At 38.9% G+C, this 24,352-nt stretch carries 23 protein-coding genes; 14 read left to right on the forward strand and 9 right to left on the reverse strand.

Annotation, left to right across the window (positions count from 1 at the left end; translation table 11 throughout):
- Window positions 1–30: 30 nt before the first annotated feature.
- Window positions 31–1,059: a M42 family metallopeptidase gene (locus MBBTH_RS03140; RefSeq protein ID WP_116591602.1), complete on the forward strand. Its 1,029-nt coding sequence runs from the start codon at window positions 31–33 to the stop codon at window positions 1,057–1,059.
- Between the two features lie 26 nt (window positions 1,060–1,085).
- Here MBBTH_RS03140 and tsaA read toward each other — a convergent pair whose 3' ends face one another.
- Window positions 1,086–1,571 (reverse strand): tRNA (N6-threonylcarbamoyladenosine(37)-N6)-methyltransferase TrmO, encoded by a 486-nt coding sequence (gene tsaA / locus MBBTH_RS03145; RefSeq protein WP_116591603.1) that lies wholly within the window; start codon window positions 1,569–1,571, stop codon window positions 1,086–1,088.
- A gap of 174 nt (window positions 1,572–1,745) precedes the next feature.
- On the opposite strand from tsaA, the gene MBBTH_RS03150 reads away from it, so the two are divergent.
- Entirely contained in the window at window positions 1,746–1,952 is a 207-nt protein-coding gene (locus MBBTH_RS03150; RefSeq protein ID WP_116591604.1) for a TOBE domain-containing protein, read from the forward strand.
- A 38-nt stretch (window positions 1,953–1,990) separates the two neighbouring features.
- Here MBBTH_RS03150 and MBBTH_RS10875 read toward each other — a convergent pair whose 3' ends face one another.
- The 4 genes from MBBTH_RS10875 to MBBTH_RS03165 are packed head-to-tail and all read right to left on the reverse strand — an operon-like array spanning window position 1,991 to window position 3,877.
- Window positions 1,991–2,134, reverse strand: coding sequence for a hypothetical protein (locus tag MBBTH_RS10875; protein ID WP_165814019.1), 144 nt, complete (start codon window positions 2,132–2,134; stop codon window positions 1,991–1,993).
- A 3-nt stretch (window positions 2,135–2,137) separates the two neighbouring features.
- Window positions 2,138–2,575, reverse strand: coding sequence for a molybdenum cofactor biosynthesis protein MoaE (locus tag MBBTH_RS03155; protein ID WP_116591605.1), 438 nt, complete (start codon window positions 2,573–2,575; stop codon window positions 2,138–2,140).
- A gap of 49 nt (window positions 2,576–2,624) precedes the next feature.
- The gene (locus tag MBBTH_RS03160) at window positions 2,625–3,158 is read right to left on the reverse strand and encodes a nicotinamide-nucleotide adenylyltransferase (RefSeq protein WP_116591606.1); all 534 of its coding nucleotides are present in this window, start codon (window positions 3,156–3,158) and stop codon (window positions 2,625–2,627) included.
- An 8-nt stretch (window positions 3,159–3,166) separates the two neighbouring features.
- Window positions 3,167–3,877 (reverse strand): protein kinase family protein, encoded by a 711-nt coding sequence (locus MBBTH_RS03165; protein ID WP_116591607.1) that lies wholly within the window; start codon window positions 3,875–3,877, stop codon window positions 3,167–3,169.
- Window positions 3,878–3,979: 102 nt separating this feature from the next.
- Between MBBTH_RS03165 and MBBTH_RS03170 the strand changes: the two genes are divergently transcribed.
- The 8 genes from MBBTH_RS03170 (at window position 3,980) to MBBTH_RS03205 (ending at window position 13,095) form a co-directional block, all read left to right on the forward strand.
- The gene (locus MBBTH_RS03170; protein WP_116591608.1) at window positions 3,980–4,642 is read left to right on the forward strand and encodes a hypothetical protein; all 663 of its coding nucleotides are present in this window, start codon (window positions 3,980–3,982) and stop codon (window positions 4,640–4,642) included.
- Window positions 4,643–4,649: 7 nt separating this feature from the next.
- Window positions 4,650–5,165, forward strand: a complete 516-nt coding sequence (locus tag MBBTH_RS03175; protein ID WP_116591609.1) for a DUF367 family protein — start codon at window positions 4,650–4,652, stop codon at window positions 5,163–5,165.
- Window positions 5,166–5,309: 144 nt separating this feature from the next.
- The gene (locus tag MBBTH_RS03180; RefSeq protein ID WP_116591610.1) at window positions 5,310–5,456 is read left to right on the forward strand and encodes a 50S ribosomal protein L40e; all 147 of its coding nucleotides are present in this window, start codon (window positions 5,310–5,312) and stop codon (window positions 5,454–5,456) included.
- An 84-nt stretch (window positions 5,457–5,540) separates the two neighbouring features.
- The gene (locus tag MBBTH_RS03185) at window positions 5,541–6,293 is read left to right on the forward strand and encodes a geranylgeranylglyceryl/heptaprenylglyceryl phosphate synthase (protein WP_116591611.1); all 753 of its coding nucleotides are present in this window, start codon (window positions 5,541–5,543) and stop codon (window positions 6,291–6,293) included.
- 63 nt (window positions 6,294–6,356) lie between these two features.
- Window positions 6,357–7,430, forward strand: coding sequence for a DNA double-strand break repair nuclease NurA (locus MBBTH_RS03190; RefSeq protein WP_116591612.1), 1,074 nt, complete (start codon window positions 6,357–6,359; stop codon window positions 7,428–7,430).
- Window positions 7,424–8,926 carry a helicase HerA-like domain-containing protein gene (locus MBBTH_RS03195; protein ID WP_116591613.1) on the forward strand — a complete coding sequence of 501 codons (1,503 nt, stop codon included), beginning with the start codon at window positions 7,424–7,426 and terminating at the stop codon, window positions 8,924–8,926. Before MBBTH_RS03190 ends, MBBTH_RS03195 begins: the two co-directional genes overlap by 7 nt.
- A gap of 180 nt (window positions 8,927–9,106) precedes the next feature.
- A complete protein-coding gene (locus MBBTH_RS03200; RefSeq protein ID WP_116591614.1) occupies window positions 9,107–10,351 on the forward strand; it encodes a metallophosphoesterase family protein in 1,245 nt (414 codons plus the stop codon).
- Window positions 10,348–13,095 carry an AAA family ATPase gene (locus MBBTH_RS03205; protein ID WP_116591615.1) on the forward strand — a complete coding sequence of 916 codons (2,748 nt, stop codon included), beginning with the start codon at window positions 10,348–10,350 and terminating at the stop codon, window positions 13,093–13,095. Before MBBTH_RS03200 ends, MBBTH_RS03205 begins: the two co-directional genes overlap by 4 nt.
- A gap of 25 nt (window positions 13,096–13,120) precedes the next feature.
- Here the strand turns inward: MBBTH_RS03205 and MBBTH_RS03210 are convergent, their stop codons facing one another.
- Window positions 13,121–13,516, reverse strand: coding sequence for a nuclease (locus MBBTH_RS03210; RefSeq protein WP_116591616.1), 396 nt, complete (start codon window positions 13,514–13,516; stop codon window positions 13,121–13,123).
- Between the two features lie 104 nt (window positions 13,517–13,620).
- Here MBBTH_RS03210 and MBBTH_RS03215 point away from each other — a divergent pair, with 104 nt between their 5' ends.
- The 3 genes from MBBTH_RS03215 to MBBTH_RS03225 all read left to right on the forward strand — a co-directional run bounded on the left by MBBTH_RS03215 (window position 13,621) and on the right by MBBTH_RS03225 (window position 16,831).
- Window positions 13,621–14,901, forward strand: a complete 1,281-nt coding sequence (locus tag MBBTH_RS03215) for a Mur ligase family protein (protein ID WP_116591617.1) — start codon at window positions 13,621–13,623, stop codon at window positions 14,899–14,901.
- A gap of 67 nt (window positions 14,902–14,968) precedes the next feature.
- On the forward strand, window positions 14,969–16,153 hold the full coding sequence (locus MBBTH_RS03220; protein WP_116591618.1) for a hypothetical protein: 1,185 nt from the start codon (window positions 14,969–14,971) through the stop codon (window positions 16,151–16,153).
- A 24-nt stretch (window positions 16,154–16,177) separates the two neighbouring features.
- Window positions 16,178–16,831, forward strand: a complete 654-nt coding sequence (locus MBBTH_RS03225) for a nucleotidyltransferase family protein (protein ID WP_116591619.1) — start codon at window positions 16,178–16,180, stop codon at window positions 16,829–16,831.
- Here MBBTH_RS03225 and MBBTH_RS03230 read toward each other — a convergent pair.
- Genes MBBTH_RS03230 through MBBTH_RS03240 form a run of 3 tightly spaced genes read right to left on the reverse strand, consistent with a single transcriptional unit; the run spans window position 16,823 to window position 21,192 of the window.
- Window positions 16,823–17,497, reverse strand: a complete 675-nt coding sequence (locus MBBTH_RS03230; protein WP_116591620.1) for a DUF169 domain-containing protein — start codon at window positions 17,495–17,497, stop codon at window positions 16,823–16,825. The genes MBBTH_RS03225 and MBBTH_RS03230 overlap by 9 nt on opposite strands.
- 27 nt (window positions 17,498–17,524) lie before the next feature.
- A complete protein-coding gene (locus tag MBBTH_RS03235) occupies window positions 17,525–18,742 on the reverse strand; it encodes a PD-(D/E)XK nuclease family protein (RefSeq protein ID WP_116591621.1) in 1,218 nt (405 codons plus the stop codon).
- A gap of 11 nt (window positions 18,743–18,753) precedes the next feature.
- Window positions 18,754–21,192, reverse strand: a complete 2,439-nt coding sequence (locus MBBTH_RS03240; protein ID WP_116591622.1) for a UvrD-helicase domain-containing protein — start codon at window positions 21,190–21,192, stop codon at window positions 18,754–18,756.
- 302 nt (window positions 21,193–21,494) lie between these two features.
- Here MBBTH_RS03240 and MBBTH_RS03245 point away from each other — a divergent pair, with 302 nt between their 5' ends.
- Window positions 21,495–24,350, forward strand: a complete 2,856-nt coding sequence (locus MBBTH_RS03245) for a DEAD/DEAH box helicase (protein WP_116591739.1) — start codon at window positions 21,495–21,497, stop codon at window positions 24,348–24,350.
- The last annotated feature ends 2 nt before the right edge of the window (window positions 24,351–24,352 follow it).

Raw genomic sequence — 24,352 nt, forward strand, 5'->3', positions numbered from 1 at the left:
TTAAATTTAAAAAAATAATTTGGTGATACGATGGAATTAATGAAAGAGCTATCTTTGGCACCGGGAGTTTCCGGATCCGAAGAGGAAATAGCCAAGATTATTACACGTGAATTAAAAGATGTTGCTGATAAAATCGAAACTGACAGTATGGGAAACCTGATTGCCACCAAAAAAGGTAAAAAAAAGGCACCTTCCGTAATGTTGGCAGCGCACATGGATGAAATCGGTTTGATGGTCAGATACATTGATGATAACGGTTTTATTAAATTCTCAAATATCGGTGGAATTAACGATCAGATGTTAATGAACCAGACCGTGACAGTCCACTCATCAGTTGGTGAGGATGTTGTCGGTGTAATCGGTTCTAAACCACCTCACGTCACAACTGCCGAAGAAAAAAACAAGGTTGTCAAGTCCACTGACATGTTCATTGATATCGGAGCAAAGGATAAGGAACAGGCAGAGGAAATGGTCAGGATTGGAGATAAGATGACCTTCAATTCATTGTTTGTTGAATATCCTAACAATGTGATTATGGGTAAGGCATTGGATAACCGTGTGGGCTGTTATGTGATGATGGAAGTCTTAAAAAGAGTTGAAACCGATGCCACAGTTTACGGTGTAGGTACCGTACAGGAAGAGGTAGGATTAAAAGGAGCCAAAACCTCAGCATTCAAATTAAATCCTGATTTGGCAATTGCGCTTGACGTTACATTGTCTGGTGACCACCCTGGAATCAAGCCTGAAGAGGCACCAGTGGTCATGGGTAAAGGTCCTGCAATCATTTTGGCCGATGCAAGCGGAAGGGGTATTCTAACCCAACAATCCGTTAAGGACATGCTCATCAAGGCCGGTGATGAAAATGACATTCCTTATCAATTGGAAGTTAGTGATGGTGGAACAACTGACGGAACCGCTATTCACTTGACCCGTGAAGGAATTCCGACCGGTGTTTTATCAGTTCCTACTCGTTACATACACACTCCTGTAAGTGTATGCAGTATGGATGATATTGAATCAACCATTCAATTAATTACAGAAGCTATAAACAATTTATAGCTTTAATTTTTTTCTTTTTTTAGATTCTATTTGAATCTGTCGTCTGATTTTTGTGATTTTGCTTTTTGGTGTTTTGTTTCAAACCAGCCGATTTTCAGCTCGTCGATTGTGTCCTCGTATAGCTGCGGAACGTATGGCTTGATGTCTAGAAGGGGTGTTCCGTCCAGGATGTCAACGTTTTCAACGTAAACGGTATTTCCTTCCACTTTATTTACCTTGACGACACTCATTCCTATGCGGTTTGGCCTTTTTGGTGATCTTGTTGCGAAAACGCCGTGTGTGTCGTTGTCCATGAAGGGCTTTACCTCAAGCATGTATCCGTCTACCTTGTGGAGCAGATAGATTAGGTGGATGTGTGAGAATCCGTCCAGGTCCTTTAGTCCGTCAACATATTTGTCCTTGATTTCCAGTGTTCCTTCAATGCCTTTCGCACCTGTCGGTTGAATGGGCATGCCTTCAATTTTTTTAAATTCAGTATGGATTGTTCCTATTGATTCCATTTCGATATTCATAATTATTATTCTCGTTTTCATTAAATAAAATAATTTCCTTTTATTTTTTTGATATTTTCGATATGAAGCATTTTCGGTAATCGATTTCAAAATCGTTATTTTAGCAAAAACCGAAACATTTATATGCAATTCGATATAACATATTATTGTAAAAAATTAAGGAGATGAATAAATATGCAACTTAGTGCAAGAAATCAATTAAAAGGTAAAATAGTAAGTGTGGACAAAGGTGCTGTAATGGCAAACATCAAAATCGAAGTAACTGAACCTAACACAATCACTGCTGTAATCACTAAAGAATCAGCTGAAAAATTAGGTTTAACTGAAGGCGATGATGTCGCAGCTATCATCAAATCTACCGAAGTAATCATCGGTAAATAGATTTTTTTCTTTATATTCGGGGTTTGGATTTTTTGGAATTAGATTATTCCTAAAAATCCTAATAATATCAAAATAACAAATATTATGACTGCTGCTTTTAAAAGTGTTTTTAGATTTTTGATTATTGCATAGATAATGATGAAAAGCAGTACTAATTTAATGATGAAAGAGAGGGTAATCATTGCTTATCCCCCTGCAAGAATGGTTTTTGTACCTTCTTTTGAAATTTCTTCTTTTTTGAATTCCACTTCATATTTCACGGTTTCGATAACTTCTTTTAATGCGTCAAGAGTTTCTCCCCTGTGTGCGCCAAGAACCGCAACTAAAAACAGCATGTCTCCGGTGTAGAACTCTCCGATGTAGTGGATGACTGAAATTTCATGAACGTTATATTTTATTTTTGCATTTTCAACAATCTTTTCGATTTCCTCTTGTGTCTTTTCCTTATCAGGTGTGGTGAGTATTAACTTTTCAAGGTTCATATTTTCTTCTTTTCCGCGTACAATTCCTTCGAATGTGAATATTGCACCTGAGTAGTCAATCTTGGTGCTTTTTTTAATTTCAGCTATCAAATCAGCTGTTGTTACTTTATCTTCTTTGGCTTCAATAACTCTTACGACCATTATTTCATCTCCAAGTTAATTATTATGATTTCATGTTATATAACTATTGTTATATGTCACTGATTTCCTTTACGGACAAGTTTTTCAAACGATTTACTCCGTCAATTTCCTTAAGAAGGTCAGCTGTTGCCTTAGGAACAAGTTCCTGCCAATTCTCATCCTTCAAAATCCTGCGCCTGACCTCTGTTCCGGACAAGTTGATGCGGTCATATAGCGGAGGTTGCCTAATCTCATAGCCCTCCTCTGCAAAGAGTTGCTTGACCAGAGGATTTCCTGAATAGACTATGGAAAACGGAGGGGTCAGCATCTTTACATGTGATGCCCAGATGGCATTGAAATTGATATCCTGCATTGGAATGATGTAATATCTTGACGGATCCACATCTATCTCTGCCAAGGCCTGTGTCATCATGACGACACGCTCACCTGCGGTAAATGGGTCCTTGACCTCATGGCTGAGCTGGGCACTGCCTATTCCGATGACAATCTCATCCACCTCTTCCAAAATCCTTTTGATAACTTCCATATGTCCATTGTGGACAGGCTGCATACGGCCAATTAAAATACCACGAACTTTATCCATATTAATCACTACGCATTTAAACTATCTAAACTATTAATCAAATTCACAGCTGTCTGATGTTTTTGCAGAATCGGATCGGTAATTGAGGTCTCCATGAGCAAAGTGTTGATACCCTGTTTAGCGATAGGTTCGGTCACTTTCTCAGGACTTGTGCCCTCTCCGAAGTCATAATCGACAAGATTGACGTCATTGCTCAATTTATCAATAAAATAATTAATTTTATCCGTTCTGTTGGACAGGCTGAATATGAAGTTTGAATATTCATAGTCAGGATTAATCTCATGAACATCAACAACGATAAACGGATTGTCCTTAGCAATATTCGGAACAATATACTTGTTGGCCAATTCCTCACCTGCAGGACGTGTGTCCTCACGGGTAGTCAGGTTGTCCTTGGTCTGGACATAATAAATGACGTATTTCTTTGTAAGGTTATGAGTGCCGTTTTCTTTGGTAATGTTGTATATTGTCTTATTCACTTCCTCATGAATCTCGTGTTCCCTTGGGTGAACGCCCAGGATTATTCCAACGGTTTCATTGCTGGACATGTTTCCCGCCACGACTTTATAGACTGTGCCGTTGGCGTTGCTGCCCACGGTTGTGACATTATAGATATTGTCGGGGCCACGTGTAACCTCGGATATCATAATGGCTAAATTGAATATCACTATGGCGACTAGAACAATTAGCAATATCTGATATTGTTTTTTCTTATTCATAAAAAGACCTTAAAATCATTTATATAATTATTATTCTAACTAAACTTATATTAAACACTTTTTACTTAAATTATATTAACTAAACGATATGGAGTATGTTTAATGGAAACTAAAAATATGATAATAATTGCAGTAGTGGTTGTAATAATCGCTATTTTAGGCGTTGTTTTCGCTACTGGAATGTTAAATGGTGATGATAATAAAAATGTAGTGACCACTCCATTCAAGACTGATTTCATGGAAGGCAGTTTTGTTGGAAAAGTCAAGCTTGTAAATGACGATGAAAAGTTCATGCATTCCTATAGGGATAAGAACCACAGCATAACCTACAACATCTCAACAGTGGACGATTCCGAATCCCTCATGGACATCTATGAATTGCAAGGGGTGACAAACCCTGAGGAGAGGTCTTTCAACGGCAATGACTGGAATATCTACTTCACACAGGCAATTCCTGGCAATGACACCAATTCCTCAAAGGACAATGATACAATGAACATCATAATCGCCCAATCACAAGGCAAAAAGCAAGGATACCTAATCTATATGATCATTGATTCAAAATCCGATGTCAATTCAACAATGAACACATATGGTCAGTCATACACAGACTACATGAAGCCTTTGCTTGAAAGCATCACATTGAAGAAAAGCGATGACGTTCCGAAAATATATGACCAGTTCGGATTAACCGAGGACCAGTTCAAGCAGCAAATGGATATGATTCATGACTATCAAGCAGGAAACATGTCTGCGCTAGGATAGTGTTAGGATGAACATTACAGTTTTTCATGCAAACGAATGCGACAAGAAGAAGTGCACAGCCATCAAACTGGCGAAAATGGGAAAATGCAGGCTTGTTGAAAACATAAACAAGATTCCTTCAGGTGCAATAGTTCTGAATCCGTATGCTGAAAAGGCTGTATCCTATGAGGACTACCGATATGTTCAAAGAAGGGGAATAGTGGGACTTGACTGCTCCTGGAATGAGGTGTCAAGTTCTAAAAAATTCTTCTCCCTGTCCAAATATCACAGATCCCTTCCCTTTCTGATAGCGACAAATCCGGTGAATTATGGAAAGCCATGCATATTGTCAACCGTTGAGGCCATCAGTGCGACATTATACATTACACGCTTCAAGGAAGAGGCTCGTGACTTGATGGATGGTTATAAGTGGGGACATACCTTTTTGGAATTGAATCATGAGTTGCTGGAAGCTTACAGTGAAGCCGACACCAGCGCCGAAGTGGTTGAAGTCCAGAATAATTTCCTCGAGTCTAAGCAATAATATTTTTTATTATTGTTATTTTTTCTTATTTTTACTCATTTTAACTAAAACTTTAAATACTATTAGTTTAAAATAATTAATTAATAGTTATGTATTCATAACACTTTATTATTATTAATTTTCACGATTAAGGAGGAGTTATTAATGGCAAGATTCGAAGAAGCAGAAAACAGAATGTTCAATGTAAAAATCTGCTTAAAATGTAATGCTCGTAACCCTGCAGGAGCTACAACCTGCAGAAAATGCGGTTACAAAGGTTTAAGATTCAAAGCAAAAGAACAAAGAGGATAAACATATTCTCTTTTTATTTTACTATTTTTTTAAAACAATTAATTTAATATATTATTTTTAATAAAACTATTTTTAGGTATTCTTATGAAAGATGTAGAAAATTATATTAGAGATATATTAAAAACACGTAAAATTCATTTTACATTGATTGATCCTGATGAACAGACTCCGGAGGAGGCTTTGGAAATAGCAACACAGGCTATTGAAGGAGGCACTGATGGAATAATGATTGGAGGATCCACTGTAAATGGAGATGATGTTGATAATACTTGTAAGATATTATCTGAAAATATTGCAGTGCCTATTATTATTTTCCCGGGCAATACAAGTAGTGTAAGCAAATATGCTGATGCAATCTTTTACATGAGTTATGTAAACTCAACCAATCCGTACTGGATCAACGGTGCTCAGGCAATAGCCGCACCGGCGGTTAAGGCATCAGGAATGGAGATTTTATCCATGCATTACATGGTTGTCGAACCTGGCGGAACCGTTGGATGGGTCGGAAACGCTAATCTTGTACCAAGAAACAAGCCAAAGATTCCAGCGGTATATGCAATGTCCGCCGAATTGTTCGGAATCAAGTTCTTCTACTTAGAAGCTGGTTCAGGCGCTCAGGAACCAATTCCAGCTGAAATGGTTGCATACTCTAAAAAGGCAGCCCCTAAAAACATTTTAGTTGTTGGAGGAGGAATCCGTGACGGCAAGGCAGCTTATATGGCAGCAAAAGCCGGTGGTGACATCATCGTTACCGGTACCGTTGTGGAAGAAGTTGATGACGTTAAAGCTAAAATTCAAGAATTGACCGGAGCTATCCTAAAAGCTTCACAAGAGTAGTTTCCAACTGCTCTTACCAAACTTTTTTTTATCATATAACTGAATATTAATAATAGTGATATTATGTTAAATTCATTGTATGAAAAAGCCATCGCTAAAAGAGGATTTATCCAGGATATAGAATCTGACACGGATATTGAAAGCCAACTGGAACATAAATGGTTTAACAGATTCATTGATGAAAATCATGGAGATTTTTCAATTGCCGCAGGAGATGGAAGCTTCAATAAGAAGAAATTCCTCACCACTAACTTCTGTGCGGTTGGAGCGGAATCCATTATTTATGATGGTGAAATTAAAAAGATTGACGACTCAGACATATTCGACATACCTCATGTGAGTTTTCTTGACGAACTGTTAAGCAATTATATGGCGATATATGAACTGAAATGTGCATTAAGAGCTATAAAGGATTATAACGTTGATTATTACATGTTGGACGGGTCAATTTTAGGGGACCTGCAGAACGCATTTCCAAGAGGGGCCAAGTTGCCGTCAAAAATCAAGGAAAATCTTGACGAGTCCACATTGAACGAGTTTGAAAGAAGACTGTCCCATAGGCATTACGGATTGGTCTTTCCTGAAATTAGGGACTCTCTCAAGCTGATGGAATTGCCCAAAAGTGAGGAAATGAATAAGGTTGAGGAGTATAACCTTCACCTGGCCTCTATTGAAAAAATCATTCTTTTAAGGGAAATATTGCAATACCGCAAGAAAATAATATCAATTTCAAAAACCTCATCTGACAATGAGCTTTTCCATTGGAACATTCCGGATATTGCATTTCTTGACAAGTTCACACATCAACAGGGAATGTCCATAATAAAATATAAGTCCGTATGGGAAAAGGCGGCATTTCCGTATTACAATGACTTTTTCAAAAAGATTACGTTTACAATATTTTATGTAAGGTTCCAAAACAACAAGAACGTATTAAAAGTTGAATTGCCTTATAAGGCAAGCAAGGACCACGTGTTTGAATTGATCAAAAAGATAAACGCCCTATCGGTTCAGGGATATCCGTACCTTTTGAACAAGGCCCACAATGATGTGGTAATAACCGATAGGAACATGAAGGAACTGGTGAAAATAGCTAAGATTTACGAGACAACAAATAGGGAAGTGATGTCATGGTAGTTGGAATTTGCGTAGGGGAAACCTCCCTGACAGAAGTTACATTCATATCAGATAAGATGCCGCAAGTTGGCGAATATGTAACAATAGAATATGACGGAAAGAAAGTTTTAGGAATGATTGAAAATCTGGTGAGAGGAAATGATGCCCTAAACATCGATATCAATGACTTTAAAGCGATACGACAGATATCCAAGATTGGAGCTGAAGACAACTACATTCGCGGAAAGGTTAAGATTCTTGGGGACGTCAACGACAACTTGAAACTGCCCCGCACACCTGTGCTGCCGGGAACCGAAATCAAATTGGCCGATGCTGAAATCCTTAAGGAGATATTTAAGGTTACAAACCCGATAAAACTGGGGGCTCTTGTTAATCAGAGTGATGTTGAGGTCAATGTTGAAGCAAACCCTATATTGTCAAGGCACCTTGCGATTCTTGCGATGACAGGTGCAGGTAAATCAAACACCGTGGCGGTTCTAATTGACCAATTGCTTGGCTACAGCGTTCCTGTATTCATATTCGATATGCATGGAGAATATAAGGATGCCGAATTCCCGAACGGCAACGTCAATGTCATCAAGCCGAAAATCAATCCGCAATACATGACATTTTATGAAATCAAGAAGCTTGTAAACATCCCAAGCAACGGCTACATTCAGGAAAGGCACTTCAGAAGGGCATTTAAAAAGGCAAAGGAAATGCTCAGCGATGGTGTTGCGCACACCAATAACTTCCTGCAGATAATTTATGACATTCTTGAAGCCGATTCACAGGTTGAAGGCTCAGACAAGCAGATTGTTGACGTGATGAACAAGATTGACGATTCAATGGACAGGTACTCCAACCTTTTCGACCAGTACACAGGAAATATCCTGACAAGCATCAAGAAGGCCCATGCAAATGTCCTTGATTTGAGTCAGGTCGATGAATCCGTTGCCAGTGTACTCGTAAGCCACATCCTGAGGAATTCCCTTCAAAGGTCCAAGAATGCAGCCCACAGCGGAAACAAGAAGGAACTGTTGGACAATTCCATATTCTTCATTCTTGAGGAGGCACATATTCTGGCTCCAAACAAAAGAGACAGCGATTCCAAACGCTGGATTCAGAGGGTTGCAAGAGAAGGCCGTAAGTTCGGATTGGGATTATGTCTGGTGAGCCAGTCACCGAAAACAGTTGACCATGACGCATTGTCACAGATGAACAACATGATCATCCTAAGGCTTGTTGAACCGGAGGACCAAAGGCACGTTCAATCAGCCAGCGAAAGCCTATCACAGGATTTGATCAATCAGTTGCCGTCATTGAACGTAGGGGAAGCCATTGTATTGGGTTTAATGACAAGGGTGCCTACCCTAGTGAAAATAGACAAGTTCAAAGGTCGCCGTCATGGTGATGACATGGATATCGTTTCACATTTCATCAACTCACAGAAGGATGATGAGAAGGAAATTGATGACTTGGAAGATGAACTTCTAGACATGGGATATGATTATTAATCCCATTATTTTTTTCTTAACTTTTTTTAGATAATTTTTAGATTGTTAAATCAATATTTATTACATTTCAAATGCTCTCTTGGCAAACCATTATATATAAAATAGAATATACCATTACTCATTAAATACTTGGTTAAGTGTTTAAATTGGTTATATACGAAAAATTTAGAAGGTAATATAATGAAATTTGCACATTTAGCAGATACTCATTTAGGTTATCGCCAATATGGATTATTTGAGCGAGAAAAAGACTTTTATGAAGTATTTGAAAAGGTTATTGATAAAATAATTGAAGAAAATGTCGATTTTGTAATACATAGCGGTGACTTATTTGAAACCGCAAGACCTTCACCTATGGCTTTACTGACTTTCCAAAAGGGTTTGTTAAAGCTAAAAGGTGCGGGAATACCTATGTATGCAATCGCAGGAAATCACGACGTTGTAATGCGTAAGGGATCCATCCCTCCACAGGTAATATTCAAGAAAATGGGCTTGAAGGTAATCAGCAACATCAACCCGACATACCTGCATGGGGACATATTTATTGCAGGGCTGCCATACTATCCTGCATCACATGGAAAGGTCCTAAGAAGCAAACTGGCCGAACTGTCAGAAAAGGCATCCCAGCATGAAAAATCAATATTGGTTTTACACCAGGGAATCGACAAGTATTTCGGCTATAATTATGAGTTGGAAATAGGTGAACTTCCCGACAACTTCAACTATTACGCATTAGGCCACATTCACAAATATGTCAACGATAAATATGGCGAGGGAAGATTGGTTTATCCGGGTTCTGCTGAAATCTGGAAAACCTCCGAAATACCTGATTACATGAAAAACGGCAAGGGTTTTGTTGTTGTTGAAATGGAAGGTTCTAAAACAACAGTCAAAAGGGTTAAAGTGGACATGCCAAGGGAATTCATTCAAAGAACTCTTGACTATAACAATCTGGAAAGCGGTGTTGCTGGAATCAAGGAAATAATCAAGGACTTTGAAAAGAAGCCTATCCTAAACTTGACAATCAACAATGTCGAGTCAGACACCAGCAGGGTCTATGAAATAATCAAGGAGGAATTGGGAGATTTGTCCCTAATGATCAGGCCTACATTCAACATGTTTGACATGGAGGTCCCCGGTGATATTGTCGATGACAATAATAAGTTGGGTCCAAAAGAACTAATCGTCAAACAGTTGGAATTATATGGAAGCAGCGATATTGACACATTGGCCACCGATTTGTATGACTTGCTGTCAAAGGATAAAATGGACGAATCCGGTGAGCTGATTGACCAATTCTACCATGAACATTATGCTCATATCACTGAAGAGGATGTTGAATTGGAAGATGAGGAAGCAGAAAAGCAACCTCCCAAAGAGGAAGAGAAAGATGTACAAGTAACATTTAAGGAGGTTCTAGAATGATTTTCACAAAACTAAAATTGAATAACTTCAAGTCACATGAAAATACTGTCATATCATTCAACAAGGGCATTAGTGTGATTGTTGGTGAAAACGGTGCTGGAAAATCCACAATACTTGAGGCTATCAGCTTTGCATTATTCAAACAACATACAGGTAAAAGAATTGATGATTTGGTAAGAAATAATGCTCAGTCAATGTCCGTTGAGCTGGAATTCACTTCCAATAACAGGGAATATAAAATCGTCCGTGAGAAAAAATCCAATCTAAAATCATCCATCTACAAGAAGACATCTTCAGAAGGAGGATATGCACACATCTGCACAGGAGATAAGGAAGTGGCTTCAGAGATTCGCCAAATCCTTGACATCGATTCAGACTTATTCCTAAATGCAATCTACATCAGGCAAGGCGAAATCGCCGAACTTGTTGACAAGACACCTGCAGAGAAAAAATTATTGATAGGTAAACTATTAGGTCTGGATTCACTTGAAAAGGCATGGAAAAACTTTTTGCCATTCATCACAGATTATGAAAATCAACTTTCAGAGCTTAAGGGTAAATTATACAATTCTGATAAATTGTATGAGGACCGTGACAAAAAGCGTTCCGAGTTAAACATCTTGAAAAACAGAGGTCATGAACTAGAACAGGAAATTGAGGAAGTCAAAGTTCTTTTAAACGACATTTCTGAAAGCAAACGTAATATGGAACGTGAAAAGGAAATCTATGACCATCAGGTCAACAATCTGGAAGTAGAAGAGAACACATTAATCAAGCTTGAAGAGGACAAGCATTTGGTTCAAGACAATCTGGACAAGATCCACAAGGCTGAAGAGGAAATAGGCAGATTGGAAAAATTCGTCTCAAAGCTGGACGTTTACCTTGACTTTGAAAAGTCAGTTTCAAGCATTCAAAGTCTCAAGATTCAACAAGACGAGATTGAAGACAAGCTGGATTCAATAGCTAATCAAAAGGAAATTGTTTCAACTAAAAAAGAAGGTTATGATTTCTACTTGAAATCTGATGAGGATATTACAAATTTAAACAATCAGAAAAATGATTTTGAAAAGGAATTGGCCACAATCGCTAAGCTTGAAAAGGATAAGAAGGATTTGCTGAAGGATATTGAAGATGAAAGAAATGACATTGAAGACTTCTTCTCAAAATCCAAAGACAAGCTGGATGAAGAGGGCATGAATCAGGACACTCTTGCGGAAATCGATGATTTCAACCACCTTGAAGAGGCAACCAATGATTTCATTAGTCAGACTTCATCAAAAGTCAAAGACTTGACCGAGGAGATCATTTCCAAAAACGAGGATATTGTTGTCTACAAGCAAAACATCAAATCCTCTGAAAAGCCGTTGAATGACTTGAAGGATGTTGACAATAAGTGTCCGGTATGCCAATCCGACATCAGTTTATATCAGAAAAAGCAATTGGTCAAGCAGTATCAGGCCCAGATATCAGAAAACGAGAAACTGATTAGTGTAAATGAGGAAAATGTTCGTTTATTATCCAAAAACAAGGCAAGTTTTGAAGAGAAACTTGAAGGGCTTCAGGAATTGTCTAAAAAGATTGTCGAATACAAACAAAAATTCAATCATTTGCAGGAGCAATTAGTTAAACTGAACAAGATTGATGAGGGCCTGGAAGGCAAGGAGTATATCAGCAACAAGTTAGGCGACATCATACTGTTCATAGCTAATAAAAAGGCAGATCGTGAAAGATTTAAAGAAGATTATGATGCATTCAATCAGGCTAAGGGAGCATTGGAAGTTTTAGGCAGTGAAGCCGAAACCCAACAAAAACTGAAGCAGGTTGAAAATGAAATCGATAATCATGTCACCAATATCAAATTGGCTATAGATCAGGACCCTCACTTGAGCAGCGACATCAGTCCTGAAGAGCTTAGGGACCGCATTGATGACTTAAAACAGAAAAATGAGGAATATAATCAGCTCAAGGGTTTTGTTCAAAATAAACAGAACTACATGACCCAACTTGATTCCATCAAGGAGGACATTGGAGTTTCAATCAACCAAATAGACATAACCAAAAATAAGATTGAGGCATCAAAGTATGATAAGGAAAAATATGACCAAATCATATACAGTTCCGAGTTATATGAAAGAAGGTTCAACACATTCAACAGTGAACTTTCAGAAATCAAGGGCAGGGCACGTGAGTCAATTGCAGTTTTAAATGATTTAAACGAGAAGATTGCCATTGCGGATAAGTTTGAACAGGAATACAGGGACATATCCGATTATATTAATTTGCTCGACCACATAAGGAATTTATACAGTAAGAATGGTATTCAAAGGGAATTAAGGAATATTTCAAGGCCTTTAATCCAAAAGCATACCAAGGAATTCTTCAATGAGTTCAACTTCAACTACTCCGACTTGACTATTGATGACGAATATGAAGTGACCGTTTACGGTCCTGAAGGCGAATCATCAATGAGCATGGTCAGTGGTGGTGAAAAAATCGCTATTGCACTTGCCTTAAGGTTAGGTATTACCCAAGCAATGGCCAATGGTGAACTGGATACTATTCTATTGGATGAGCCTACAATTCATTTGGATTCATCCAGAAAACATGAGCTTATCAATCTCTTGAAGGAAATGTCATCATTGCCCCAAATGATTATTGTAACTCATGAGTCTCAGCTTGAAAATGCCGCTGACAATCTAATCAAGGTTGAAAAAGAGAATGGTATTTCTAAAGTAATAATGTAGATTACATTATTACCACTTATTTTTTTTACATTGTTTCAGGTGCATCTTTAATTGCATCGATTATGCAGTTTGCGTTCCATCCAACAATGGTTGCAGCTTTTTCTTCCAATACTTCAGGAACTTCCTCAAGGCCCATTGGCCTTACAAGAACGATAGGTATCTCATACTTTTCAGCTGCGTTTAATAAGTGTCCGAACAGTTCCTTATTGTCATTATACAATCCGGCCAATAGGATGATCCTGTCCACTTTTTTGTAAAATCCTTCTCCTGCAAGTTCATAGGAGCCGGATATTGATTCTTTCCATAGGAAATCAACTTTTGAGAATAATTTTTCAGTGAATTGACCGTATTCATTGTTTTTGTCAATGCCGTTTGTTATAACCAAATTGTAAATCTTGTCGTCCCTGTCATCTTCAAACATGTTAAACACCTTGTTCTTATTATATTTTCATTCAATATAAAAATGTTTATTAATTGTTAAGGTGTAAGTTTATAATAGAAATTATTTTTTAGGAATTATTTTTTATGAGAGCAGCGGTAATTGGTTTAGGTGTAGAAGGTAAGAAAGCGGTAAATTCTCTTTTAAAACATGGATGGGATGTTTATGCCACTGATTTGAACATGAATGTTGATTTGGACGGTTTGGATTTGCCTAACTTGTCCATGAACTTGATTGAAGATAGTCAATCAGTTTCCATTGTTGGAGATAAGATAACCGTTGACTTGGGTTTTTCCAATTCCTACGCCATTGAGGAGTGCGATGCAATAGCAATCAGCCCGAGCATGTTTGGAGGGGCATTTGCCAATCGCCTGCTTGAAAGCAATGAGCTCTTATGTGATGTTGTTTGCGGACATAGGGATCTCTTCACAATAGGCATTACCGGAACCAACGGTAAGACAACCACTGTCCATATGCTCAAAAGCATTTTGGAGGATGCAGGACGCAAGGTTTTAGTTGGCGGCAACGGTGGTGGAGGATTTTCAGGCTATTATGATTTGATTCTCGAGGCGAATGAAGGGGATTATGACATTCTATTGGTGGAAGTGTGCGATATGACCCTTGATTTTGCAAACTATTGCTTTGATTTTGACATGGTCGGCCTTACAAATATCGGGAATGACCATATGGACGTTCACAAGACAATTGCCAATTATAAAGACTCTCTAGTTAGATTCTTTTCAAACAAGACAATTTTCACAGCATATAATCAGGATTTCAACAGTGACTTCAAGGAATCTGCCAGTCAAACAATTCCTTATTTTGTTTATCAGGATGAATTGAAATTATTCGGAAAGTTCAATATGCTCAATGCGGGCTTGGCTGCAGCAATTGCCAAGGAGCTTAAGGTGCCAAAGGACATCATCAGGCAAAGCCTGGCTAATTTCAATGCCGTTGAAGGCCGTTTGGATGTATATAAAATCAATGACGCTGACGTTTATGTCGGAAAGACCGACAATTCAGATGCATTGGCTTCAATTTTGGCTGAAAGGAACTTTTATGCATTGTTTATAGGCACTCCAAGGCATCATGAAGAGCATAGGCTTGATATCTTGGATGTTGCAGTCCAATACAATCCTGAAGTGATTGTTTTGTTCCCAGGTTTGGATGACACTTTAGACATTGCTATCTATAGACTTAATTCCTTGGGTTATATGGGCAATATCATAACTGTCAACACGCTTGACCAGATCATTGAATTGGTTGCCGAGTATTCTCATGAAGATGCAATACTGATTGGAGGCAACGGTCAGGAAACCATCATTGAGATTCAAGAAAGAATAAAGCTAATTTCCGAAAAACTATAATTTTTCAATAATGTTTTTATATCATATGTGATATATTAATTAGTGTATATTTTGCTAGGTGTATTAAATGAGTAGTTGGAGAAAAATATCAATTGTAGTTCTTATAGCATTATTAGCCTTATGTGCATTTATTGCAATTACATCCGCAAGCACTACTTCCTACTCAGCAGAATCAGTAGCTAAAGATTATAATATTCCTATTGGTCAGTCCATGTTTGAAAATCAGTCAATTGTCGGAACCAGTGAAAATGTTGAAGTTCCATTGGTTGCAAATGTTGGATTTTTAACACATCAATTGATGGCATTTGATTTACAGGGAATCTTAAGAGGAGTAACTACCGGTATTGTTCCATTTGATTTCAGTGTAGTTTCCGGTGAAGGTATTGATTCTTACGGTAAAGTAGTTGATGTTGTAGGTCCAGGTTATTTAACTTATGAGGGGGATAAACTAGCAGTTAAAGCGCCTGATAATTACGTATGGGGATATAGTGCTCCTTATAAATGGTTAGAGAAAACTGAAAGTGGTGTCGACGTATATGAAAACGGTACAAAAATCAAATCTGTGCCTGTGGATGAAATAAGAAATCTTGATTATCATAATGATTATTATAACGCATCTACCATAGCAAGCTGGTATAATTATGATGCGCAAGTGGGATCTACATTCACACTTGAAAAGGGTATGGTTGGATTTTCCGATGGTAGAAACAACATCTCCTCCAGTGATGTTCCAAAGATATTCGGTCAAGCTGTAGTGGATTATGCAGCAGAATATCCGACAGGTTCTCCAATCCTGTTATACTCAGGTAACTACACCAATGAGACTGGTGAAGTTTATGGTACCTCATTAGGTTCACACCCTGAATATGGAGATTCAATCAGGGAAATTAATGCAAGACAGTTTGTTGAAGCATGGAATGGAACCGTCATACCACCTAATACAACCGCAAGTGGTAAAGATTACGTCTACTTCGAATCAGCCAGTGATGCTTCCGCACCTGGTGGAAGTGCGGCTCACGGTGTTTGTCCATCCGCAAGAGCTTTAAGAGCTGCTGTAACTTCAGAAGGTTTCGGATTACCTACTGGCATGACATGGGACGAAAATGCAGTTTTATTCGGTTATAACCCTGCAAGGGACATTACCGTCTACAATAACCACGATTTCCCAGTTGAAATTAGAATGTGGACCGAAGGTTCCGGAACTGGTATGGGCGTTTATGCCCAAGTAATTAGATATATTCCAAATGACTGAATATATCCTATTTTTTTATTTTTTATGTCTGTTTCTACTGTTATTACCGCTGCAGGTAAAAATTCTCGAATGAGAAAAGACCAAATTTCCAGAGGCATTGAGTTAACCAATAAGCTAATTTTACCGTTCAATGGCAAGACAGTCATAGAGACAACCATTGATAATGCATTATCCTCAAATGCAGATGAGTGCATTGTGGTACTTGGTCATTATGCTAGTGAAATAAAAGAGGCAATCTTTGATAATTATAAAGATAAGGTGAAATTTGTTGAAAACAATCCCGTTGATGTAGGTTTATCAACATCACTTTACCATGGTCTTTCAAAATTAACCTCAGATTTCGCATTGTGCATAACAGCCGACCAGCCGACAGTGACAACAGAAACATTCAACAGACTCATTGAAGTCAGTCAAAAATCAGATGATCCCTACAGGACAATATCCATCTTAAGAAGAAGAAAGACAGGACTGCTGGACACTGCTGAAGGTTTGGGAATGCCTTTTGTGGCTCCAAGGGAAAACCTTATGGGATACCTTGAAAATGAGAACGATAACCTGAATCCTATATTGAGAAAAATATTCGATGATGGATATGTGTTTTATGGAATAAAAGAAAAAAATGAAAAAGAGTTATTAAACATTAATCACTATGATGATTATTTAATACTCTTAGATTGATTCTAAACCGGAAATGACTTCTTCAATCATTTCTTTACTGATGCCTACAGCCATTTCCTCATCCTTGATGTCAGCTGCTTTTCTTGAACCGTCACAGCCTAATGTGAAGTTGATTCCACCTTCAATGTATGGTTTTGAAAATGCATCGCCGCATAAGGATTGAATTCCTGCAAACATTCCGCAAGCCTTTTCACCGGTTTTATAAACGATACTTTGAGCAAGTTTCATTCCGCCGACAGGTTTTGTGATGACTTGAATCACGTCAGCCTCAAAGTCTGCCTCATCCAATGGAGCATAGATAATTCCCCATGACCTTTCAGGAACAATGGAAAGGTCTGCAGTTAATTTTTGTGCGGTTTCCAAATCTTGGAATCTGCCTAATGAGAAGTATTTTTCACCGTTGGCCAATTTTTCAGGCATGTCCCTAAGGCCGATAGCTCCTGCACCGCCTAAACATTTCTGTTCTTCAATAGTTGAGTAAAATTTATCACCTAATGATGCTTTTCTAACCATTTCACAATGTCTGATTTTTTCATCAATCAAATCATAACCTTCCGGAAGGTCTTCTTCGGTTTTGATTAATTTCATTGCTACAGGTTTGCAATCGAGTGCAATTTTGCTTTCGATTACTTCACAATATTTTTTATTTGTTTCTAAATTAGTCATTTTAATCCCCTTTAAATATTATTAGTATTAAGGAATTTTAATATCTTTTGTTTTAACACTGTTATTTTTACAAAATGTCCTGAAATCGCAAGCACTGCAGGTTCTTTCATCAGAGTCAGCTTTCCAGGCTTCCTGAATCTTGCAGCCGTTCATTTCCCTGATTAATGAGCTTTCAATATTATCGACCACACTGTCGAACATCAGCAGTGCATTTTCCTGCTCTTCCTCATCCACGTTGATGATTCTGATTGATCTGCTTATCTTGAACCCGTCGCTTAATTCGGGAGCCTTGTCCTCTTCCTCCCACCTTTCGATTAGCTTAACGTCATCCTCAAATTCATTGCCCACATCTGTCAGCTCATCCTTAAGCTCCTCCTTAATCAAAACCAGGTCCTCTTTTGAAGGTACAAGCTCATTCAGGTAAAAGATGATTCCTGCCACAATAGGCTTTGCATCCTCCTGTTTGGACCTGAGCCAGGAGTAGGTCAATATCTGCTGTTTATGGGTTTCCCATTTGTCCTCGACTTTCGGATTTGTTACTATAGTTGGAGGTCTTTTCATTCCCTTATAGTCGATGATTATCTCATAATCCTCGCCGTCCTGTTCCTTTATCCTTTTTTGGAAATTAGGGTCCTTTTTAAGGAATGCGATGATTTCATTGTTGAAGTTGTCCAGGTTGCTCTGCTCCAGGTCATTGATCTTCATGGAGGTCAGGACATCCACAACCCCGTTGATGCCGTAATAATTTGAACGGCTTTTATGCTCATCATAATTCGGCATTGGCCTTACTCCCTTAATCAAATGCTCTGATGAGTCAATCAAAGGGAACAGGTGCTTTCCCCATATATTTATTGCCTTTTCAGCTCTTGCACTTGCCAGCTTCTTATGGTCATGCTCATTTAGGTACTCGACTTCAGGATGATTGGACATGCTGAAAAACAGGTCCTCATCATAGGGATAGAGTCCCCTTGTCTGCAATCTTAAATCGATCTGCTCCTCAATAGGCCTGATGTCATCTATCCAATCCCATGGGAAGCTTGTCTTCTTGTAATCCCATTCCAGATATGCCTCTTCCATCACACCATGGATGAACTCACCAAACCACCTTTGCACGGGCTTTGATGGGGGCAGGGTTCCCTTATTCTGGTATCTGTACTGTAGGTTACAGGTTAAAAATGAAAGCAAATCTCCGGTAAGACTGTACTCTGGAATTATATAAGGTTTTGATTTTGACGGTAATTTCATAGTTTTCACTCCTAAACTAAATATATCTCCTTGAATCCAACGTATTTCTCATCCCTGCTCCATCCAAGAGCAACGTTCGGTATGTTGAAGTGGTCGTTTCTTTTCGTATAACCTTCAATGGCGGGACTCAGTCCAACAAGCAGCAATACACTTTCCGCTCTGGAAAACGCTACAAAGTATAGTCTTGTCAAGTCGTCGAAAGAACGGTCCCTTTCGCTTCTTTCGCTTTGCCCAAGAGAGCTGTGCTGCCTTACACTGTCCTCAATGGTTATCTTGTCATCAAGAGACTTTGGAAATCTCAATATTTGGGTTTTTATGTTGTTTGTCTTGAATTTTGAACCCACGTCAACGATGACAAGCGGAAACTCCAATCCCTTTGACTGGTGAATTGATAGGACATTCACCCTATCGTCAGGCAGGGTTTCAAGCAGTGATTCGTCAATCTTGACCCCACCGGTTGATAATGGAATGAAAATGTTCCATATGGCCTCAAGAACTGATTCTGCCTCTTGTTTTTTATTATAAAATGAAATTGCTGAGTGATATTCATTGAAAAATCCTGTCTGTGTGATTGATTTGGTGATTGCCTCCAGATACACTATTCCCTCAACATCATCCTGCAGCTCCTCAATCCATGTTGTCAGCTTGTAGGCAAGTTCCATTAGGCTAGCCCTTTTCGGCCATTCGTCATGTCCTCTCGGTCGTCTGAGCTGCCAATAGGTGACAAATTCGCTTAATGAAATGGGTTCGCGAGGTTCTGGATTCATTTTCATGTAATCCTTTGCCTTAAGCCTCCATCTGTTCATGTTTCTCACGGCCAATTTCGGAATTGTCTTGTCTGAACGTTGGAATGTTGACTCGGGATCTATGCATTCGAGCATCAATCCGCAGAAGATTCCCACTACATCAATTTCCTGCAGGTCAATTCCCCTTGGATTGAACATTTCAATAGGATTCTTGAGTCTTTTGAGATGTTTTCTAAGTGAAAATAAAAAGGAACGGTTTCCATGGGACACCTCTTTTGGTGAATATGACAATATAGCAATATCCGAAGCGGATCCATAATCATCATCCAATTTAAGCTTGATGCTTTCCATTTCCTTTCCTGCTTTGAGGTTTTCACTTCTGATTTGCTGTAATTTGGCAATGTCAAGAGGTTCATTCATCTTTTCATAATATTCCTTATTCAGCACCTGCATTACCTTTAGGTCACACTCTCCCTTGTTGACCAGCTTGTTGATGAATATTGACAGGTCCTTTGCAAGCATTTCAGGATTGTTTCTGAACATTCCCAAAACAGGCATTTTGTCCTTTTCAAAATCAGGGGCTATGATTTTCGGCTTGTTTGCCACCCTTGCTTTTTGATATTCACTGTCAAGTTCCACAAACTGGTTGCAGTGCTCTATGATGTTTTCTGTTGAGCGGTAGTTTGTCTGCAGGTTAATCTCTGTGATGTCTATGCCAAGTCTCTGCTTGACTCTTTCAGGGTAATGCGTGAAGAGGTCTACTGTCGCACCTCTGAAGCGGTACAGTGACTGGTCATCGTCTCCCACAACGGTTATGCTCCCTCCATTTTCAATGGCTGATTTGGCAATTGTGAAGTATATGTCCTCCTGTATGAGGTTGGTGTCCTGATATTCATCGATTAGAACAATCCTTATCTCATCAAGGAATTCATTTAAATCTCCGCTTTTGAGTTTATTTAGGAACAATGCCTCTAGCATTGCAAAATCGATGGTGTTCATGCTTTTCAAAGTTTTCTCGTATTCCCTTATGCAATCCAGGGCAATGCGCTCTCCGCTTCCCTCTTTGCTTTGCTCATATAATTTGTCAATGTCAATCTGGTCGTAGAATAACCTGTTCTTGATGTTAACAAGTATTTCACTTAATTTTGATGGCTCTTCCATCTTGGATTTGCCGCTTAGTTCCTTGAGGTATTCCACTAATTCCTTATTGAGATATGCTTCATTTTCTATAATAATTCTCATCATTGCTGAGTTGGCAACGAATTCTTCAATGACAATGGCTTGGTTTTCACCAGGTTTTTTAAAGTCCCTGAGTAATTCCTCGGCGATACTGTCGGTTGTTCCAATCTTGATTTGATTGAAGTCTATCCTGTCGATTTTAGCGATGCTTTCGAAATCATCCACATTGTCCAGCAGGTGGTTTTTGATTTCATCTCCCCATCCGAGAATACGTGAGTACAGTTCCTCTGCGGCTTTTCTTGTAAAAGTTGTTGCCAGTATCTCATTTGGGTCAATGTCATCTACAAAAATGTATTTAAGTATTTTTAGAACCATAACGGTTGTTTTACCGGAACCTGGTCCCGCTACAATAAAAAGGGATTCATCGCTTTTTGACAGTATTGCCTTTTGCTGATTTTTATTTGAAGAAATATCTCTTTCAAGAATATCCACTACAATATCTTCAAATTCATCATATGATATCATTTTTTCCCTCTTAATTTACTATAATTTAATTTTTCTAATTAACTTATTTAAATAATCTTTGAGAGAGCATTTGGAAACTATTAGTTGTTGCTAAGGATTACTTTCCATCTGCTCTCACCTTCGATTTAAATATCAGTATAGATTAAATAATTACTATAAATATTAAAATTATTTAAGTAGGAAATTGAAATATATTATTGGAGGTTGTAAACTTCCATAATATGCATAAGTTAGAACCAAAAATGGTTCTAGCTTACTATTTTTTACATTTTACAATTCCAGAGACTATTTCAGCTGATATTATGGTAGACAATATTGACATGTTTAAAAACGATGTGAGATACAGGGAAAACATTGCCCATATAGAAACCATACCAGCTAAAGAGGCCAGTTTCAGGAAAGTGAATAATCTAAACGAGAGGATCGTTGATTATCTAGATTCAAAAAATGTTAAATTATACGAACATCAGGCGGAGACATATGAAGCCATAAAGGACGGAGAGAATGTAATAATCACCACACCAACAGCTTCAGGAAAGACATTGGCTTTTAACCTTCCTATTATGGAGACAATGATAGAGGATAAGGATGCAACGGCGCTGTACATTTATCCCGCAAAGGCTCTCTCAAATGACCAACTGCACGTTCTTGAAGGCATGGAAGAGGAATTGTCTATTAAGATACGTCCCAGAACATATGACGGCGACACCCCTCGGGAGGATAAAAGGGGAATACGCGAAAAGTCAAGGATAGTCCTGACAAACCCATACCAATTGCATCTTATATTGTCCTGGCATCACCAATGGTCAAGATTCTATAAGAACCTCAGATATATCGTGATAGATGAGTCACATTACTACAAGGGCGTTTTCGGTTCAAACGTTGCCTTCCTGATTAAAAGGCTGAAAAGGATTGCCAATTTCTATGGCTCATATCCGCAGTTCATATTGTCCTCAGCCACACTTGCAAACCCGTTGGAACTTGCAAACAGGCTGACAGGGGAAGACTTCAAGCTTGTCGACAATGACACATCCCCAAGCGGAGAGAAGGACTTCATTCTATACAACCCATTCAAGAATTATGTCCGAAAGAAGATCAACACGCAGAATGCGCCTTCAGTGCACATGGAAACGGAAAACATTTTCATGTACATGATGCTCAAAAACATTCAGACATTATGCTTCACCGTTTCACGTAAAACCACAGAACTGATTGCGATGTGGGCCAAAAAGGACATGACTCAGGTAAAGGGCAAGCTGGCCCATCGTATTGCAGCATATCGTGCAGGATATCAGGCCCAGGAGAGACGTGAGATTGAAGAGGGACTCAAAAGCGGAAAATACCTGGGAGTGACATGCACTAATGCATTGGAATTGGGAATAAATATCGGTTCCCTTGATGCTGTAATCATTTCAGGCTATCCCGGAACAATGATTTCAACATGGCAACAGGCTGGAAGGGCAGGAAGAAGCAACCAAAAGTCCCTGGCAGTATTGATAGCATTTGAAAACCAGCTGGACCAGTATTTCATGAACAATCCTAAATTCTTCTTCGACAAGCCCCATGAAAATGCAATCATAGACTTGAAAAATCCGATTTTGCAGGAGGCCCATCTTTTGTGTGCGGCCAAGGAACTGCCTTTGCAGAGGGGTGAGGCGGAAAAGTACTTCGGCATTTCACAGAACGTTATTGACGGCATGGTCGCCAGGAAGGACTTGCATGAAAACCATAGGGGAGACTTCATATATCCGTATGACGACAGTCCCGCACTTGACCATTCCCTTGACCAGATTTCATCAGAGGAATTCAAGGTAATGAATAACGGAAAGCTTTTGGAGACAATGGAGCGTTCACAGGTTTATCGTGAAGCCCATGAGGGAGCAATCCTTATCAACAAGGGAGACACCTACGTCGTCAATGATGTTAATCTGAAGAGCGGCTATGTGAATGTCTCAAAAGAGGTTGTGGATTACCATACGATGGTCTTGAACCAGACTGACATCAGCATCAGGAAGAAGCTGTCAAAAACAAAATACGGCGACTTGACAATACACTTCGGGGAACTGACAGTAAGTGAAGATTACTTCAAATACAAAAAGATGCATTTTTCAAAAGCAATTGGAACATATCCTCTTGAACTGCCTCCTTTGAAGTTCAACACCAAGGGATTGTGGTTCACAATACCGAAACGTGTTCAGGACACCTTGGAAGACATGTTTCCAAATGAGGAGGAGGTCTTTGCAGGGGGCCTTCATGGAGCGGAGCACGCATTGATCGGACTCTTCCCATTGCATACGATGTGCGACAGGTTTGACATTGGAGGGCTGTCAACAAACTATCATGAGGACACCCAGGAAGCGACAATATTCATTTATGATGGATATGAAGGTGGAATAGGCATCTGTGAAAAGGCTGCTGATGTGTTTGTGGAATTGCTGAACTCAACAATTGACATGCTGAACAATTGCCAATGCCAAAGTGGCTGTCCCGCATGCATCTACTCACCAAAATGCGGAAACGATAACAAGCCATTGCACAAGAACGCCACAAAATACATTCTTGAGTTCATGTCCAAACTGATATCCAATGAGGATGACAGTGAAATCGAGGCTGAAGTAATCGTTGAGGAGATTGTGATTCCGGACGACTTTGATGAGGCCTATGATTTATATAAAAAGGGAGACTATTCGGCTTCAAAGGACCTTTTGAACAACATAATCTCAAATGATAAGAGACATGCCAGGGCATTGGCCCTTATGGCTCAAATCTTATATGAACAGGACCAGAAGGATATAGCGTTACTGTTTACCAAAAAGGCATTGTCTGCCGACAGGTCAAACGAAATGGCAAATGAGCTTGAAGTCCTGCTTACCAACAAGCCTCAAAAGGAAATGGTGGAGTTGAACTCCCTTGATGATGTAGATACATTATATGAGGAAGCCTATGACCTGTATGAACAGGGAGACTTGGCCACAGCTTCCGATATTCTGGTGAAATTATTGGATTTCGATGATAGAAATTCAGAAGCGTTGGCATTGATGGGATTGATATATTACCATTCAGGAATTTTCCCAAAGGCGGTTGAATATTATAAAAAAGCGTCAAAAATAAATAAGAATGGTGAAATGGTTAGGGAATTGAAGATGAGGGTTGCTTAAAC

This window comes from Methanobrevibacter thaueri (genome assembly GCF_003111625.1).
Taxonomy (GTDB): Archaea; Methanobacteriota; Methanobacteria; order Methanobacteriales; family Methanobacteriaceae; genus Methanocatella; species Methanocatella thaueri.

Excerpts from the sequence above, each read along its gene's own strand:
- MBBTH_RS10875 (WP_165814019.1), bottom strand. The coding sequence starts at position 2,134 with ATGATTACCCTCTCTTTCATCATTAAATTAGTACTGCTTTTCATCATT.
- MBBTH_RS03205 (WP_116591615.1), top strand. The coding sequence starts at position 10,348 with ATGATTTTCACAAAACTAAAATTGAATAACTTCAAGTCACATGAAAAT.
- MBBTH_RS03200 (WP_116591614.1), top strand. The coding sequence starts at position 9,107 with ATGAAATTTGCACATTTAGCAGATACTCATTTAGGTTATCGCCAATAT.
- MBBTH_RS03215 (WP_116591617.1), top strand. The coding sequence starts at position 13,621 with ATGAGAGCAGCGGTAATTGGTTTAGGTGTAGAAGGTAAGAAAGCGGTA.
- MBBTH_RS03180 (WP_116591610.1), top strand. The coding sequence starts at position 5,310 with ATGGCAAGATTCGAAGAAGCAGAAAACAGAATGTTCAATGTAAAAATC.
- MBBTH_RS03155 (WP_116591605.1), bottom strand. The coding sequence starts at position 2,575 with ATGGTCGTAAGAGTTATTGAAGCCAAAGAAGATAAAGTAACAACAGCT.
- tsaA (WP_116591603.1), bottom strand. The coding sequence starts at position 1,571 with ATGAATATCGAAATGGAATCAATAGGAACAATCCATACTGAATTTAAA.
- MBBTH_RS03165 (WP_116591607.1), bottom strand. The coding sequence starts at position 3,877 with ATGAATAAGAAAAAACAATATCAGATATTGCTAATTGTTCTAGTCGCC.
- MBBTH_RS03240 (WP_116591622.1), bottom strand. The coding sequence starts at position 21,192 with ATGATATCATATGATGAATTTGAAGATATTGTAGTGGATATTCTTGAA.
- MBBTH_RS03225 (WP_116591619.1), top strand. The coding sequence starts at position 16,178 with ATGTCTGTTTCTACTGTTATTACCGCTGCAGGTAAAAATTCTCGAATG.
- MBBTH_RS03235 (WP_116591621.1), bottom strand. The coding sequence starts at position 18,742 with ATGAAATTACCGTCAAAATCAAAACCTTATATAATTCCAGAGTACAGT.
- MBBTH_RS03170 (WP_116591608.1), top strand. The coding sequence starts at position 3,980 with ATGGAAACTAAAAATATGATAATAATTGCAGTAGTGGTTGTAATAATC.
- MBBTH_RS03140 (WP_116591602.1), top strand. The coding sequence starts at position 31 with ATGGAATTAATGAAAGAGCTATCTTTGGCACCGGGAGTTTCCGGATCC.
- MBBTH_RS03220 (WP_116591618.1), top strand. The coding sequence starts at position 14,969 with ATGAGTAGTTGGAGAAAAATATCAATTGTAGTTCTTATAGCATTATTA.
- MBBTH_RS03195 (WP_116591613.1), top strand. The coding sequence starts at position 7,424 with ATGGTAGTTGGAATTTGCGTAGGGGAAACCTCCCTGACAGAAGTTACA.
- MBBTH_RS03160 (WP_116591606.1), bottom strand. The coding sequence starts at position 3,158 with ATGGATAAAGTTCGTGGTATTTTAATTGGCCGTATGCAGCCTGTCCAC.
- MBBTH_RS03230 (WP_116591620.1), bottom strand. The coding sequence starts at position 17,497 with ATGACTAATTTAGAAACAAATAAAAAATATTGTGAAGTAATCGAAAGC.
- MBBTH_RS03245 (WP_116591739.1), top strand. The coding sequence starts at position 21,495 with ATGGTAGACAATATTGACATGTTTAAAAACGATGTGAGATACAGGGAA.
- MBBTH_RS03175 (WP_116591609.1), top strand. The coding sequence starts at position 4,650 with ATGAACATTACAGTTTTTCATGCAAACGAATGCGACAAGAAGAAGTGC.
- MBBTH_RS03150 (WP_116591604.1), top strand. The coding sequence starts at position 1,746 with ATGCAACTTAGTGCAAGAAATCAATTAAAAGGTAAAATAGTAAGTGTG.
- MBBTH_RS03210 (WP_116591616.1), bottom strand. The coding sequence starts at position 13,516 with ATGTTTGAAGATGACAGGGACGACAAGATTTACAATTTGGTTATAACA.
- MBBTH_RS03185 (WP_116591611.1), top strand. The coding sequence starts at position 5,541 with ATGAAAGATGTAGAAAATTATATTAGAGATATATTAAAAACACGTAAA.
- MBBTH_RS03190 (WP_116591612.1), top strand. The coding sequence starts at position 6,357 with ATGTTAAATTCATTGTATGAAAAAGCCATCGCTAAAAGAGGATTTATC.